We start from the raw sequence: 14,914 nt of genomic DNA, 5'->3' as shown, positions 1-14,914 counted from the left end.
AATGGGTTTGATTCCGCCTGTTGTGCTATTTTTTTGATTTTTAGTAATAAAATCCATTCACCTTGTTTGCAACATATAGATTGAATAGATAAACTATTAAACATAATGCATACAAGGAGGCTGTCTTAAATGGGCGACACTTTTGAATTGTCCGCTGCAAAGATGCGCGAACAAGGTATGAGTGAGATTGCGATTAATCAATTTGCGCATCTTTATGACTCGTGGATTAATGATAAGTCTGGTGAATTTATTCGCGAAAACACTGTAGAGCCTATTAAGAGTGTTCCAAATTTTCACGAAATTTATGAGACTATTGATCATGATAAAGCTGTAAACGCTTTTGCAAAAACAGCGTTTATTAAGCTTAATGGTGGTTTGGGAACGTCTATGGGATTGTCGTGCGCAAAATCTTTGTTGCCTGTCCGTAGGCACAAAGCTCGACAAATGCGATTTATAGATATAATAATCGGTCAGGTTCTTACAGCACGCCAACGCTTAGGTGTTGATTTACCTCTTATTTTTATGAACTCTTTCCGCACATCTAAAGATACATTACAAGTGCTGAAGCGTAATCGTAAATTTTCTCAAGAAAACATTCCTGTTGAAATTATTCAGCATCAAGAACCGAAATTGCTAGAGGAAACCTGTGAGCCAGTTTCTTATCCAGAAGATCCTGAGTTAGAGTGGTGTCCTCCAGGTCATGGAGATATTTTCTCTACAATTTGGGAATCAGGATTGTTAAACGTTTTGAAGAAAAATGGTATTGAATATTTATTTATTTCAAATTCAGATAATTTAGGCGCTAGACCTTCTCGTACTCTTGCTCAGCACTTTGAAAACACGGGTGCTTCAATAATGATTGAGGTTGCTAAGCGTACTCAAGCCGATCGTAAAGGTGGTCATATTGTTAGAGATCTCGAAACTGGAAGAATGATGCTTCGAGAAATGACTCAAGTTCATCCAGAAGATCGAAGAAGTGCTCAAAGTATTAAGAAACATCCCTATTTTAATACAAATAATATTTGGGTTCGCGTTGACGCATTACAAAAAAAGTTGGAAGAATACAATGGAGTTCTTCCTCTTCCTGTGATTTGCAATAGAAAAACTATTGATCCTACAAATGAAAAAAGCGAGAAAGTTATTCAGCTGGAAACTGCGATGGGTGCTGCAATTTCGCTTTTTAATGATGCTATTTGTGTAGAAGTAGATAGAATGAGATTCTTGCCTGTCAAGACAACTAATGATTTGTTTATAATGCGTTCAGACAGATTCCATCTTACTGATTCTTATGAGATGGAGGATGGCAACTACATATTCCCAGATATTGATCTCGATCCTCGTTATTATCGAAATATCAATGATTTCAACGAAAGATTCCCTTATTCGGTGCCTGCTTTAGCTGCTGCAAAGTCAGTTACTATTCGTGGTGATTGGACATTTGGTAATCAGGTTTCTATGTTCTCCGATGCTGTTTTAGAAGATACTGGAGAGCCAAGCTACGTTCCAAATGGGGAATTTGTTGGGCCTCAGGGTATTGAACCAGATGAATGGGTGTAAATAGCGTGTGAAATTTGAGAATTAAAAAATATTTATGGCGTGTCGCGCGTGAAATGGCTTGTTTTCAAGGGTTCTCTTACCCTTGAAAATAATAAAATAAGAAAAATCATGAGTTTTTTTAAAAATGTCCACACGTATAGCAAAACACCATTAAAATAGATAAAGTGTGTGTGGAGGATTTAGCGTCTTACATTAATCGCAGATTCTCTATGCATGGAAGGAAACTACAAAAGAAACGATACGTGAGGACCAATGGCAGAAGGAAGTAACGGAAGACGTCGTTTTTCCGATAAGTGGGGCAAACATGAGCTAGATGTGCTAGCGGTGTTGTCTTCCGCATTTCCACAATGGCTGACTTCGCGTCAGATTGCACAACGAGTTAAAGCTTATGCTGATTCATATGGAGAGCTTGCTGATCAGGCTGCTAAGGCAGCTTTTGCCAAGCAGTTCCAAAGGGATCGTGCAAAACTTGCGGCTATGGGAATTGCAATTGAGTCACGACAGCCAGAATATTCTTCCAAATCCGAAGGGCAAGATTTTGCATCTTATAGATTGCAGCTTGGCGATGAGCCAAGAGTTCGTATACGTTTCGAGCAAGAAGAACTTCCTGTTTTGGCTGCTGCCAATTATTTGGCTAGGTCTATGTCCATTTCTTCTTCTGAATCTCGTAAAGTTGAGCAACAGCATTCTTCTGCGTCTCGCACAGCTCCAAGAGTTCCTCAAACTCCTATACCTGGACTAGGTCTTGATTCTATCGCTCCAGGTTTAGGAACTCAGACAATTCCAGATGCATTAGTTAAGGTTATTGATTCACGTAGATTCGCCGCAACAGTTGATGTTGATGGCGAGCATTTGAATGTTGCTTATACTGATTCAGATGATTTAGCGATGTTCGTTCTTGAACATCCAGGTTCTTGTGTTGTAAGTCCACAAGAAGCAGTAGATGCATTCCATCGTAGACTTAATGCTGCAACGGAATTTGTGTCTTGCGATGAAGATTATGTTGAGCAAGACGATTTATCGCAAAATAGCTCTGACGATAATCAGGATTTGTCTGACTCTGAGCCAGACAAATCACGCCAAAAGAAAGCATCTTTCCAAACTGGCAGTGAGGTTGATCGCAGACTTCGATTAATGCTCTTCCTTTCTGCACATCTTGGTGAAGAGTTCCCATTGGATGAGCTTGCTGTTAGATTTATAGGAAAGCCAAAGAGTGAAGACGAACTTCGTAGATTTGTTGCTATTTTGCACAAAGATATCAATACTCTTACGACTGTATCTGATGATGGAGAGATGGCTGGTAGTCAGTTCTTCGATATTGATTGGTCTTTGCTAGAAGCTGAAGGAATTGTTTCTGCAACAAATTCATTAGGGCTTGAGCGTTTGGCTGGTGTTTCTCAACAGTATATGAGCATGTTGACCGCATCAGTTAATTATCTTGCTCATTCTCCGCTTCTTCCTGTTGAACAGAGAGACCAGGCTAAGGCTTTGTATATGCGTTTGCGTAGGCATGTGCGTCCAGGTGAAACTCCTTGGCTGAGCCTTACTGGTTATGAAGTAGAGCCTAGAAACTGTTCTATAGTTCGTAGCGCTATTAATGCTGGTGCTCTAATTGACATGGAGTATACGGACGGAGCTGGCAGAACTCGTAGGAAAGTTGTTGCACCTTCTAAGATTTTTGTTGATGAAGGCGTTTATTACGTTGCAGTTTGGACTGATGTTGAAAATCAGGCTCCAGAAGATAAACGTAGTCTAGTTGCGAAGGATACTTCTATCAATAAGGCAAATGGTTTGCCTAGAATTTGGCAAGTTCTTCGCGTTGCTCGCATTGAGCATGCAGAGGTAATTACGCCTGTTTGCCCTGTAGAAATTCCAGATGTTCCTATTAGCGAACTTCGTAAGTGGAGTTTTGACAATGGTACGCAAACATGCTTTATCACTGATGAACCTGATTTAAACTTCTTAAAGAGTCTTTCAGGTGCTACGGTTGAGCCTTGTGGGAGTGGGGTTAAAGTTCATTTGACTGTTTGCTCAGATTCTTGGTTTGTTGCTTTCTGTATTGCGCATGCCCGTCATATTAAAGCTGTTTCTCCAGAAACTTTGCGTACTATGATTATTGCTCGTGCTCAACGTGAATTGAGTGTTGATCATAGCGATTCTCCTATTGTGGAGAATTAAAATGCCGTGGTGGATTTGGGTTATTATTACGCTTTTCATGCTTTGTATGATTGCATGCGGGACTGTTTTCGCTATTAGAAATGCTTTTAGGATTTTTGAAAATTCTTCAAGTTTTCTTGAAAAAGTTTCTTCTTGCTTTGAAAGACTTCAAGACAATAATGATTCTTTAGATAATGATACAAGCCCGCTATTCACTCGTCCTATAAAGGATGCGGCACGTAGATACGAGCATACTCGAATTAAGGTTAATGATCGTCATAATCGTATAAGAGAAACCCATAAGTCCATTTGGCAAAATTGGAATACAAAGTCGTTGCGTCAAGAAGATATTGATAATCCTAATTTTAAAGAGTCAAAAGAATCTTAGTGAATTGCGAACTTAAAATTATTTTGATTTAAGAAGAAAGAACTAAACTTTTTTATGTCTAAGACGTCATATCGCAAGAAAAAGAAAAATGATATTCTTGTTGATTCAAACGATTACAAGAATGATTCTGAAATTCCTTTATCTCCAGCTGAACGGTTTAATTTGTTTAAGCAAACTATTGAGCACTCTCGAACTATGGCTGCAAAATTTGAACAATCTTTAAGTTTTGATTTAGATGATTTTCAAGCAGAAGCAATTGATGCACTGGAAAATGGAGATAATGTTCTTGTGGCAGCTCCTACTGGAGCAGGTAAAACTGTTGTTGCTGATTTTGCTGTTTTTCTAGGCGTAAATCGTGGAGTTAAAACATTTTACACAACTCCTATTAAGGCTTTAAGTAATCAAAAATATCATGATTTTTGTGAAGTTTATGGAATAGATAGAGTTGGACTTTTAACTGGAGATACTTCGGTTAATCCAGAGGCTGATATTGTTGTTATGACTACAGAAGTTTTACGCAATATGCTTTATGAACGTTCAATTACTCTTAAATCTCTTGGATTTGTTGTTTTAGATGAGGTTCATTATCTTGCAGATAAGTTCAGGGGTGCTGTGTGGGAAGAAGTTATTATTCATCTTCCTCAGAGCGTTAAGATTATTGGTCTTTCTGCAACTGTTTCTAATGTGGAAGATTTTAGTGCATGGATTTCTTCTGTGCGCGGAGAAACACATTTGGTTGTAGATGAGCATCGTCCTGTTCCACTTGAAAGACATGTTATTATCCAAAAGGATGGACGCACAGAGCCTGAATTACTTAACTTATATGATGTTGATAAAAATGGTAATAGCACCAATCATGTAAATCTTGCTTTAACAAGAAAAATCACTCAATGGGAGAATGCCTCTTTACGACGTAAAGCATCTTATCGTAATGTAAATAAACGTTTTAGCAAAGGCAAGTTTTCTAAGAATAAGTTTTCTAACAGATATGATAATTCATCTAAAAGTAATAGGGGAGAAGTTGCTGTTAGACACACCCCTAAAAGGTGGGCTGTTATAGATGAGCTTGATTATCTTGATATGCTACCAGGAATATATTTTATTTTTTCTCGTTCAGGATGCGATCAGGCTGTTCAACAATGTTTAAACGCTGGATTATCTCTTACTAGCGATGAAGAAATGTATGAAATCCGCAGAATAGTTGATTCTATGATTGCGGAAAATAAGCTAAGCAAAAGCGATTTAAAGGCACTTAGATTTGAGCGTTTTAGGTATGCTCTTGAACAAGGTTTTGCAGCTCATCACGCTGGTATGATTGCTATTTTTCGCCATATTGTAGAAGCGCTTTTTGAACGCGGTCTTATTAAGGTTATTTTTGCTACAGAAACTCTTGCTTTAGGTTTAAATATGCCTGCGAGAAGTGTTGTTGTTGAAAAACTTGTTAAATTTGATGGTACAGGTCATGTTCCGCTAACTCCTGGTGAGTTCACACAACTTACTGGTCGCGCTGGCAGACGTGGCATAGATGATATTGGTCATGCAGTGTTAATTGACAATCCTGATTTTGATCCTTCTAAGGCTGCATCCTTGTCTAGTAAACGTGTGTATCCTCTTCATTCTAGCTTTGTTCCTACATTCAACATGGCTGTTAATCTTCTAAATAATAGTGATGTTAAAACTGCTCGCATAACTCTAAGCAGTTCTTTTGCTCAATGGGAAGCCAATGCTTCTGCTCAAAGGCTTTTAAGTCGTATTGAGGATCTTAAAGAAGCTATTAACGGCTACGAACAAGCATTTCATTGCACTCAAGGTGATTTTTCTGAGTTTATGACTCTTAGAATGCGTCTTAAAGATGCTCAACATGATCAGCGCAGAAAACTTAAGCACACAATATTTGCTAGTGAAGTTGAACGTGCTAAAGCTTTTAAAGAATTAGATAAAACTATCGATACCTTACGCAACGAGGAGCGTAACCATCCTTGTGCAGGATGCCCAGATATTCAAGAACATTTACACTGGGGTTATTATTGGGCTCGAGAAATGCGTGAACTAAATCAGGTTAAGGATCGCTATAATTCTCGTACTGGCTCAGTTGCAAGATGTTTTGATAGTATTTGTGAAGTACTTTGTAGATTAGATTATTTAAAAAATACGAACGATGCTTTAGTGTTAACAGACAAGGGTCAGTTGCTTCGTAGACTTTACAACGAGCTTGATGTTGTTTTTGCTCAATCAATTTGTGAAGGAATTTTTAATAATCTAACTCCTATTCAATTATTGTCTTGTTTATCTGCATTAGTGTATGAATCTAGGGGTCCTGCTGGGGGAGAGCCGCGTAGGTATCCTGGAGGATTAAATGCGCCTGTATTCAATACAGTTTTAAAGATGAAAGAATTATTTATTCGTATAAGTGATATGTGCTTGAATAATCATCTTGATGCTTTAAGACCTCTTGATTTTGGTGCAATTGATATGATTTATGATTGGGCTCAAGGTGCTGATTTACTTGACATATTGCAAAATACTGACATAACTGGTGGTGATTTTGTCAGATTTGCAAAAAGACTTATTGACTTACTTAATCAACTTGCTGTTGCTAGCGAATATTTGAAAATATTGCCTAACGTAGATGATTCTTTAGCTCACAATGCTTATGAAGCAGCTAAACTTATTAATCGCGGGGTAGTTGCTTATTGTGATGTTTGATATGTTATTGATATATCATGGTATACCTTTGTGTATCGTCCGTGCAATTCGCTAGCTTTATAATGAAAACAAAAAGGAGAATAATATATTATGGCAGAGCGCAGTTTACGTGGAATGAGCATTGGAGCTAAATCATTGGAATCCGACGATAATGTTGATTTCGCTGCTCGTAACGATGTTGCATATGTGTGCCCTAAGGGTCACAGAACGATTCTTCCATTTGCTCAAGGTGCCGAGATCCCTGAAGAGTGGGAATGCCGTTGTGGTGCATTAGCACATAAGGAAGGCGATGCAGACAGACCAGATGATGATTTTAATAAGCCAGCTCGTACGCATTGGGATATGCTTTTAGAGCGTAGAAGTGAAGAAGAGCTTAAAGCTTTACTTGATAAGCGTTTAAAGATGCATCATGAGGGTTGGATTCCTGATTACGAGTGAGAATTATTTTTACAAACAAAACACTTCTAAGGGAAATAAGCTGTCATGAAAGTTGTTCTTCTTGATTTAGATGGTACTTTAACACAATCGCATGCTGGTATTATTGCGTGCGCTAAAAAAGCGATGTCTGATCTTGGTATGCAAATACCTGATGATACTGAAATGTTGCGTTTTGTTGGACCGTCTATACTTGAATCTTTTCAGAGGAATCATATGCCTAAAGAATTGCAATCTGAAGGCGTTAAATTGTATAGGAAATATTATTCCGAAGTTGCAACTTTTATAGATCCTGATAATCCAAATGGTGATATGATTACTGGGAATTTTTTGAACAAAGTTTATGATGGCATTCCTGAGCAACTTAAGTTGCTACGAAAGTCTGGTTATTATCTTGCTACTGCATCTTGCAAGCCTGAATATCAAGTTAAACCAATTTGTGATCATTTTGGATTGACAAACTTGATTGATGGTATTTATGGTGCTAGCAAAGATATGTCTAGGATTAATAAAGATCAAGTTATTCGCTATGTTTTTGAAAATATTGAATTCGATCCTTTACGAGACCGTGCTTTAATGGTTGGCGACCGTTGGACGGACGTTGATGGCGCTTTAGCATGCAATATTGATTGTTTGGGTTGCTCTTGGGGTTATGCCGAGCCTGGTGAGCTTAAAACTCACGGAGCATATCGTATTATCGACAGTGTTTCTGATTTGAATAATGCCATTAACGAGTATTTTGAATAATTTTGAAATATTATTTGTTTTTCGTGCTAAAAAATATATGAGTATTTATCCGATAATGTACGTTATGTCAGATTAGATATATTTTAGGGATAAAATATACAAATACATTAGAAATTTACTTAGATAATGCAGAGTCTAAATCAGCTTTAACCTGTTTAACAATACGACCAACAGCTATAGCAAAAACAGCTGTGCCACATTCAAGCATATCTCGCATATTTTCCTGATTACTATCGCATTCCACAACAGATTGACCATCGCAAATTATGGTCATATTTTCGAGATGCTTTACACTAAAACAATTTAAAAACACTATAGCAGTAGTCACATTAGTAAGATTTACTCCAGCGTCTAAAAGTCGCTTAGAAACCGCCATAATTGCAATGTCTTTAAAAGAATATAAACGACGAGACCCAGAACCATGAGACGGATTAATAGAAGGCTCAATTATGTGTTTACGAGCCCAATAATCAAGTTGTCTATATGTAATACCAGCGATATTCATAGCAACGCTTCCACGGTATCCTGTGGAATACTCTTCATCATCCGAAAACGAAAACAGTTCCCCCTGCGTTGGCTGATGATCATGTTTTAAAGAATCAACCAACGCACTATCTTCAGGAGAGTTTTCAAAATTCATTATCGTTTAGTAACAGCGTCACACGTAAAGAACATTAATCGGAACTTGCCAATCATAATTTCGTCACCATTATGAAGAATAGCTTCATCAACACGGTTACGATTAACATACGTTCCATTTAGACTTCCAGCGTCAGCAATGCTAAAAACAGTACCATTTCTACGAAAAACAGCATGAGCTCTAGAGACAGTAGAATCGTCTAGCATAATATCAGCTCTAGAATCTCGTCCAACAGAAACGACGTCCTCATCTAGTAAATAACGCGATCCAGAAACTGCTCCACGTGTAGAAATAAGTAAAGCGGTACCAGGAAGCAGCTTTGCTATAGTATCTAAATCATCCTGCCTAAGAGGACGATCTGCATTAGAGTTTATTGGAATGGTAATAGCTGGCATACCAATAATGGTTGTTTCGCCAGCAGTAGGAATCGGTTCAGTCATAATTGCTATTTTACCTTCTTATTCGACCGGTTTTGCATATTGATACTGTTTTGGTTCGCGTGTCGAGCGAATTTCAACCTCTTCAGGCGTTGAAACATATACGGAAGCACCGAATTTGACTTTTAATCTAGACCCAACTCCCCCAGCAATATTTACGGCGTTTTGCAAATTCTGAGGCTCGCCAATAGCCTTAACAACATATGGAGGATTAATCTCAATTGCATCACACAATAACCCATGCTTAGTGTCAGAAATATAGCTAGAAGTTACTATACGTATGTCGTTAACAGACATAACCTCCACTCCAGCATTACGAAGCTCTTCAAGCAGTTGAAACATTGTAGCAGCATCCACACGCTCTTTTTCTCCAGCAGTAATGTGAATAATTACTCCCTTACCAACAGCTGGAAGACGACCAGATATTAAACCACTCGTCTGAGAATTCTGCTTAGCGATCCTAGCAGCTTCCTCCTGTTTGTTAACAGATGCTTTTAAAGAATTAAGCTGGCTAGTTAACTCAAACTTTCGCTGCTCTAGATTTTGTATTTGCGAATTAGTTTCTGTAATTAAACGAGTAAGCTCATCCTCACTCATCGTCTGATATACAAGTGTACTTCTATTAACTTGAATCATATAAGCAAATCCAAGCAATGCACAAAGAAGCATAACAAGTAAGCCAGTTAAAATACGAGTACGCGTAATATGACCTTGCAATGAAGGCTTATTTTTTCGTTTAACAATCGGGAAAGAACCTGTTTGTGTACGATCACTTTCGCGATCTTTAGCATGCTGACGATGCAATTTTCTGACGATATTGTCAATATTTTTATCAATATTTTTGTCAATATTTTTATCAAAAGTATCGTCTAAATTGTCGTTCTTTATGCTATTTTTTGATGTATTAGAAAATGGGTGACGCATATCAGCCTCTAAATATAAAACGACGTATTGCAGAAACGTTAGAGAAGATTCGTATTCCTAATACAACAATAACAGCAGTTTGCAATTGTGCTCCAACTCCAAGTTGGTTTCCGAGTAAAACTAAAAGAGTAGCAGCAATAACATTCGAAAAGAATGAAATAACAAACACCTTATCAGAGAAACTACGCTCAAAATAAGCTCTAGCAGCTCCAAGCAGAGCATCCAAGGCTGCAAGAACCATAATCGGCAGATAAGGTTGAATAACTACTGGAATATCAGGATGTACAACAATCCCAATAAGCGCACCTAAAATCAATCCAAGAACAGCTGTCATAACCTATTTTCCTATCTCCTACTCAATAATTCTTTTGCAAAATTAATTTCACCAGTTCCCGCAGCAGAAAGTTTAAGCGTATTTGACTTAGAAATTTGCGGGTTAATACCTGCGTCGCTAAGAGAAACAAACCACGGAGAGCGCTTTTGAGAATTTAACTTTTCAATAAGACTAGAACTGTCTCCAATAGCCTCAATCATATAAGGGCTTTGAGTCTGATTAACACCTATAAGAATAGTTGACCCAGCAGTACGGATGGACGTTTGAGCGCCAATTCTATGACCATTTATTGATATTGCTTCTGCGCCTGCATCCCAAAGAATGGAAACAAAAATCTGAATATCTCTATCTGTAACAACCCTAATTCTTTCTCCTTTAGCCATTTCTCTAGGAATGTTGCCGCTAGATACGTCATTGTTTGTAGAAATAGGATTAGCAATAGTTAAAACAATTCCAGACCCTACAACGCCATGTGTACCATTCGTCATATTGTCAGATTTATCAACTTGATTTTCATAAGGAGTATTAATTCTTTTTGACTCACGATCTACACTAGCACGCAATCTAGTTACATCTTTAACAAGATTGTCAAAACGGCTTGCGTGAGAAGTAAGCTCGTTAGCTAACGATAAACGTATGGCTTTACGAGAATCCGTATGCAATTTTCGCACAAATTGGCTTCCCACAGTACCAAGAGCAACACAAATAACAAAGACAATTATTCTAGTAATCCAGAGATTAATCTTACTAACATTCTGCTTATTAAGACGGGAATCCATAAAAAGAGGATCCACTGGTCTATTGCTTAAATCGTCAATTAAGCGTAATGAATAGTCTTCAATACGACGTCTTTTTTCATTATGGTTAGAAAAGTTATAACTTGAATTAGTCACATGATGAGGACCAAGAGCAAATACAGATTTGGAAAAAACTGCTCTGCGTTTTGAAAATAAGATAACGGTTGGAGCAGGAAAAGACTCTGGAATAACACTATTATCAGTGTTATTCACATCATGATTTAGATTAGAAGTCTTTTGCACCATAATATGTCCGTTATTTAAACCAGTTTATAATACTTATAATCCTTATTTAAACTTTTTTATTAATAGCTTATAGGCTTGAATGCAATACAATACTCCAGCAAACCAGTAAAGTGTTATTCCCCAAATTGCACAAGCTATCGCTGCAGCATACAAAATAAGCATTGGTTCAGTAGCAACAGCATAAACAATCATAAATAATACGATAGCAATCATCAATAATGCTGTTCCAGTTTTACCCATGAAATTCACTGGTAAAGGTCCATAATCATATTGTGCAAGAATAACAATCAAAATAGCCATTACTATGTCTCGCAAAACAACAAGAGCCAACGCCCACCAAGGTATAATCTTGGCAAACGCTAAAGCTAAAATGCTGCATGCTATTAAAAGCCTATCTGCAACAGGATCTAAAATCTGCCCTAATTTGCTAACCTGATTAAAAGTTCTAGCAATATAACCATCAACACAATCTGAAAAAGCAGATATAGCAAGAATGATTAGAGCAACCCCCATTTTATTTTGCGCAATTAAAATGGCAAGATATGGTATAGAACATATACGCAGAAAACTAATCACATTAGGTACAGTAAAAACTCGATCAAGTGCTTCAGGACTGTACTCCTGATTAGAAATGAACTTAACCATACCTATTTCCTTAAAAACAATTTAAAAGACTTACCAATTGTATTCTATTTTGCATATATAAAATATTGGGGCATTATTCTAAAAATGCCCCAATAAAAGTTTTATGCTCGCCAAGCCTCTTGCGCAATATTACGAATAGAATCAATAGCAGCTGATGGATTTTCAGCTCCATAAACAGCAGATCCTGCAACCAGCACATCAGCACCAGCTTCTGCGACTATAGCAGCTGTAGAAGGGCTTACTCCACCATCAACCTGAATATGAGTATCCAATCCACGACGAGTAATTTCATCACGTAAACGACGAACCTTACCCATTTGATTGCTCAAGAACTTTTGTCCACCAAAACCAGGCTCAACAGTCATAATAAGAATCATATCGAATTCATCAAGAATATCGAAAATAGGTTCAACTGGCTCAGCTGGGCGGACTGCAAAACAAGATTTGCAACCCATGTCTCGCAGCTGACGAGCAAGACGAACAGGCGCATGAGTGGCACCCATATGGAAGCTCACAGAATCAGCACCAAGTTTTGCGTACTCTGGAGCCCAACGATCAGGATCCTCAATCATCAAATGAACATCTACAGGAAGACTAGTAACTTCGCAAATGCGTTTTACAATCGGCTCCCCTAAAGTTAAATTCGGTACAAAATGATGATCCATAACATCAACGTGAACAAGATCAGCATTTGAAATTGCTATAAGATCTCTTTCAAGATTGCAAAAATCTGCAGAAAGAATGCTAGGTGCTATTTGTATATTCATGTGTTCCATTCTAAGAAAAGCAAGCGACTAGAAAAACAAAATATCTATATTATTTAAGAATATTTTAAGATAATCTTTTTGTTTTAATATTTGAATTAGATTGAGATTCACGCTCACGTTCATCTGCAGTTATATCAATAAGACGATTCACAAGATCTGTTCGTGACTTGTGGGTATTTTGCAAAATCATAAAAACAATAATTGAAATAATAAATACAACTATAGAAACCCATACGTTAATTCTTATTCCAAGAAAAGTATGTGAAAAATCAATCCTTAAAGACTCAATCCACATTCTTCCTGCCGTATACCACATTACGTAAAGAACAAACTCAGATCCAGATTTAAGTTTTCTCTTAAGAACTTTGCCGAAAGAAATAAGCAAGGCTGCGCCTGCAAAATTCCAAATCATTTCATATAAGAAAGTAGGGTGAAACAGAGTACCCTCTGGGCATGTGAGACCATCGTAGCAACTTTCACTGTGTCCTATAGCATTTGCAGCAGAATAATTAAGTTTTAGGCCCCATGGCAAAGTAGTTGGAGCACCATAAAGTTCTTGGTTAAACCAATTACCTAACCGCCCTATACCTTGTGCAATAAGCAAGCTAGGTGCAGCTGCATCTGCAAGCAAGCTTATTGGATATTTTTTATAGGTACACAGTGCGCTTGCAGCAATAGATCCTAGGATTACTCCTCCCCAGATTCCTAAACCACCATTCCAAATTCTAAATATCTCCAACAAATCTCCCTTAGGTCCAAAGAACTTTTCGGGAGTGGTAATAACATGATAAAGACGTGCTCCAACTATTCCTGACGGAAGACTAACCAGTGCAACATCTAATATCTGATTAAAATCTCCGCCTTCTCGTTTCCATCTACGAGTGGTAATCCACATTGCAACAAGTGCACCAGCAAGAATTGATAAAGCATAAAATCTTAACGTTATAGGTCCTAATGTAATCTGAGAAATACTAGGACTAGGAATAGAACAAATCGTCATAAATCCTCATGTTAGTAGAAAACCATGACGGTTACTTGTAATGTTTTTATGACAAAACAAACGATTAATATCTAAAATATTACCTATAAATTAGAACCCTACAACCTTAATCAATGCCATAAGAACAGGCGCACAAAGCAAAATAGAATCCACTCTATCTAAAACGCCACCGTGACCTTTAAGCAAATGCCCCATATCCTTAATGCCAATATCCCTTTTAAGCATTGAAGCACATAAATCACCAAAGGTACCAACCATGCCTGATGCAACACCCATTATTGCTGGCATCCACCAGAATTTTATCCAAGAAGATCCATAGAAGCCAGATATGATAGCGTAAGCACCTATCAAAGCAAAAAGCATTGACCCTAAAAGACCCTCTATTGATTTCTTAGGAGAAATACGAGGAGAGAGCTTATGCTTACCAAGCCACGCACCAGCAAACAAACCACCAGTGTCACTTAAAGCTGGTAGAAACACAAGCAGCATCGCATGCGCTATAGCATACTTAGTATTTGTTAAAGACAAAACAATGCATGAGGCAAGCAAAGGAATATACAATACAACAAACAATGAGACTGCCGTATTAGTGAAAGTATTTGCCTTTGCACTTTTAGATGATGTAGGATGCTGGAGCTTTTTTTCTACAGCGCGTAAAGTCCTTTGCGAAACAGTGCTATTCAATGTAGCAAAAACAACAGTTAAAAGCAATGATGCTGTTATGCCACTAGCCATAGCAACAGTATGCCATCTTGCATAAAAAGCAGAAAGAATAGTGATTACAGAACAAACAGACAATAACAGAAATGGAATCCTGAAACCTGCCGTAGCAAAATCTACATGCAACTCCCACAACGCGAGAACCATAAAAATGGTTAAAAGAATAACAAAAGTATCGATGCTAATTACAAGACAAGCAACAATCACAGCAACCAATAAAATCGCAGTCGCTATAGCCTGAGGCATATTTCTGCCAGTACGACGATTTATATCGTCTAAAGTATCATGGGTGCCGTTAATGGTCTTTTCATGTGAAGAATCAGATTTTGCCGACTTATTATTACCGACTAAATTGTTATTAGTTAACAAATCAGCTTTGTTAGACAATTCTCCAAGATTTTCTTGATTCATACG

Annotated in this window: 15 protein-coding genes; 6 read left to right on the top strand and 9 right to left on the bottom strand. The window is 37.6% G+C overall.

All coding sequences use genetic code 11. The features are described from left to right. The first annotated feature begins 129 nt into the window (after positions 1–129). The 6 genes from GAVG_RS03355 (at position 130) to GAVG_RS03330 (ending at position 7,990) form a co-directional block, all read left to right on the top strand. Positions 130–1,557 (top strand): UTP--glucose-1-phosphate uridylyltransferase, encoded by a 1,428-nt coding sequence (locus GAVG_RS03355; protein ID WP_004115085.1) that lies wholly within the window; start codon positions 130–132, stop codon positions 1,555–1,557. A gap of 252 nt (positions 1,558–1,809) precedes the next feature. Further along, the gene (locus tag GAVG_RS03350; RefSeq protein ID WP_004115086.1) at positions 1,810–3,735 is read left to right on the top strand and encodes a helix-turn-helix transcriptional regulator; all 1,926 of its coding nucleotides are present in this window, start codon (positions 1,810–1,812) and stop codon (positions 3,733–3,735) included. A gap of 1 nt (position 3,736) precedes the next feature. Beyond that, a complete protein-coding gene (locus tag GAVG_RS03345) occupies positions 3,737–4,102 on the top strand; it encodes a hypothetical protein (RefSeq protein ID WP_004111620.1) in 366 nt (121 codons plus the stop codon). A 54-nt stretch (positions 4,103–4,156) separates the two neighbouring features. Further along, entirely contained in the window at positions 4,157–6,808 is a 2,652-nt protein-coding gene (locus tag GAVG_RS03340) for a DEAD/DEAH box helicase (RefSeq protein WP_009993989.1), read from the top strand. 90 nt (positions 6,809–6,898) lie between these two features. Next, complete coding sequence (locus GAVG_RS03335; protein ID WP_004111625.1) at positions 6,899–7,246, top strand: RNA polymerase-binding protein RbpA; 348 nt, start codon at positions 6,899–6,901, stop codon at positions 7,244–7,246. A 45-nt stretch (positions 7,247–7,291) separates the two neighbouring features. Further along, a complete protein-coding gene (locus GAVG_RS03330; RefSeq protein WP_004111632.1) occupies positions 7,292–7,990 on the top strand; it encodes an HAD hydrolase-like protein in 699 nt (232 codons plus the stop codon). 115 nt (positions 7,991–8,105) lie between these two features. Here GAVG_RS03330 and GAVG_RS03325 read toward each other — a convergent pair whose 3' ends face one another. The 9 genes from GAVG_RS03325 to GAVG_RS03285 all read right to left on the bottom strand — a co-directional run bounded on the left by GAVG_RS03325 (position 8,106) and on the right by GAVG_RS03285 (position 14,911). After that, complete coding sequence (locus GAVG_RS03325; protein WP_004115090.1) at positions 8,106–8,630, bottom strand: MerR family transcriptional regulator; 525 nt, start codon at positions 8,628–8,630, stop codon at positions 8,106–8,108. Then, entirely contained in the window at positions 8,630–9,070 is a 441-nt protein-coding gene (locus tag GAVG_RS03320; protein WP_004111634.1) for an FHA domain-containing protein, read from the bottom strand. Before GAVG_RS03320 ends, GAVG_RS03325 begins: the two co-directional genes overlap by 1 nt. An 18-nt stretch (positions 9,071–9,088) precedes the next feature. Continuing rightward, positions 9,089–9,991, bottom strand: a complete 903-nt coding sequence (locus GAVG_RS03315) for a DUF881 domain-containing protein (RefSeq protein WP_009993988.1) — start codon at positions 9,989–9,991, stop codon at positions 9,089–9,091. A gap of 1 nt (position 9,992) precedes the next feature. Further along, positions 9,993–10,325: a small basic family protein gene (locus tag GAVG_RS03310; RefSeq protein WP_004111642.1), complete on the bottom strand. Its 333-nt coding sequence runs from the start codon at positions 10,323–10,325 to the stop codon at positions 9,993–9,995. An 11-nt stretch (positions 10,326–10,336) separates the two neighbouring features. Beyond that, on the bottom strand, positions 10,337–11,368 hold the full coding sequence (locus GAVG_RS03305; protein ID WP_013399595.1) for a DUF881 domain-containing protein: 1,032 nt from the start codon (positions 11,366–11,368) through the stop codon (positions 10,337–10,339). Between the two features lie 42 nt (positions 11,369–11,410). Further along, positions 11,411–12,013: a CDP-alcohol phosphatidyltransferase family protein gene (locus GAVG_RS03300; RefSeq protein ID WP_004111646.1), complete on the bottom strand. Its 603-nt coding sequence runs from the start codon at positions 12,011–12,013 to the stop codon at positions 11,411–11,413. Positions 12,014–12,114: 101 nt separating this feature from the next. Continuing rightward, positions 12,115–12,780: a ribulose-phosphate 3-epimerase gene (gene rpe / locus GAVG_RS03295; RefSeq protein WP_009993541.1), complete on the bottom strand. Its 666-nt coding sequence runs from the start codon at positions 12,778–12,780 to the stop codon at positions 12,115–12,117. Positions 12,781–12,844: 64 nt separating this feature from the next. After that, on the bottom strand, positions 12,845–13,780 hold the full coding sequence (gene lgt, locus GAVG_RS03290; RefSeq protein WP_004111650.1) for a prolipoprotein diacylglyceryl transferase: 936 nt from the start codon (positions 13,778–13,780) through the stop codon (positions 12,845–12,847). A 90-nt stretch (positions 13,781–13,870) separates the two neighbouring features. Beyond that, positions 13,871–14,911, bottom strand: coding sequence for a phosphatidate cytidylyltransferase (locus GAVG_RS03285; RefSeq protein ID WP_004111652.1), 1,041 nt, complete (start codon positions 14,909–14,911; stop codon positions 13,871–13,873). Positions 14,912–14,914: the final 3 nt, after the last annotated feature.

The organism is Gardnerella vaginalis ATCC 14018 = JCM 11026 (assembly GCF_001042655.1).
GTDB lineage: Bacteria > Actinomycetota > Actinomycetes > Actinomycetales > Bifidobacteriaceae > Bifidobacterium > Bifidobacterium vaginale.
The sequence above is the reverse complement of the archived record's forward strand: the minus strand, read 5'-3'. Positions and strand labels throughout refer to the sequence as shown.

What these genes read in the sequence shown, in the direction of transcription:
- GAVG_RS03305 (WP_013399595.1), bottom strand. Translation starts at nt 11,368, where the DNA reads ATGGTGCAAAAGACTTCTAATCTAAATCATGATGTGAATAACACTGAT.
- lgt (WP_004111650.1), bottom strand. Translation starts at nt 13,780, where the DNA reads ATGACGATTTGTTCTATTCCTAGTCCTAGTATTTCTCAGATTACATTA.
- rpe (WP_009993541.1), bottom strand. Translation starts at nt 12,780, where the DNA reads ATGAATATACAAATAGCACCTAGCATTCTTTCTGCAGATTTTTGCAAT.
- GAVG_RS03325 (WP_004115090.1), bottom strand. Translation starts at nt 8,630, where the DNA reads ATGAATTTTGAAAACTCTCCTGAAGATAGTGCGTTGGTTGATTCTTTA.
- GAVG_RS03320 (WP_004111634.1), bottom strand. Translation starts at nt 9,070, where the DNA reads ATGACTGAACCGATTCCTACTGCTGGCGAAACAACCATTATTGGTATG.
- GAVG_RS03345 (WP_004111620.1), top strand. Translation starts at nt 3,737, where the DNA reads ATGCCGTGGTGGATTTGGGTTATTATTACGCTTTTCATGCTTTGTATG.
- GAVG_RS03350 (WP_004115086.1), top strand. Translation starts at nt 1,810, where the DNA reads ATGGCAGAAGGAAGTAACGGAAGACGTCGTTTTTCCGATAAGTGGGGC.
- GAVG_RS03315 (WP_009993988.1), bottom strand. Translation starts at nt 9,991, where the DNA reads ATGCGTCACCCATTTTCTAATACATCAAAAAATAGCATAAAGAACGAC.
- GAVG_RS03285 (WP_004111652.1), bottom strand. Translation starts at nt 14,911, where the DNA reads ATGAATCAAGAAAATCTTGGAGAATTGTCTAACAAAGCTGATTTGTTA.
- GAVG_RS03300 (WP_004111646.1), bottom strand. Translation starts at nt 12,013, where the DNA reads ATGGTTAAGTTCATTTCTAATCAGGAGTACAGTCCTGAAGCACTTGAT.
- GAVG_RS03340 (WP_009993989.1), top strand. Translation starts at nt 4,157, where the DNA reads ATGTCTAAGACGTCATATCGCAAGAAAAAGAAAAATGATATTCTTGTT.
- GAVG_RS03355 (WP_004115085.1), top strand. Translation starts at nt 130, where the DNA reads ATGGGCGACACTTTTGAATTGTCCGCTGCAAAGATGCGCGAACAAGGT.
- GAVG_RS03330 (WP_004111632.1), top strand. Translation starts at nt 7,292, where the DNA reads ATGAAAGTTGTTCTTCTTGATTTAGATGGTACTTTAACACAATCGCAT.
- GAVG_RS03335 (WP_004111625.1), top strand. Translation starts at nt 6,899, where the DNA reads ATGGCAGAGCGCAGTTTACGTGGAATGAGCATTGGAGCTAAATCATTG.
- GAVG_RS03310 (WP_004111642.1), bottom strand. Translation starts at nt 10,325, where the DNA reads ATGACAGCTGTTCTTGGATTGATTTTAGGTGCGCTTATTGGGATTGTT.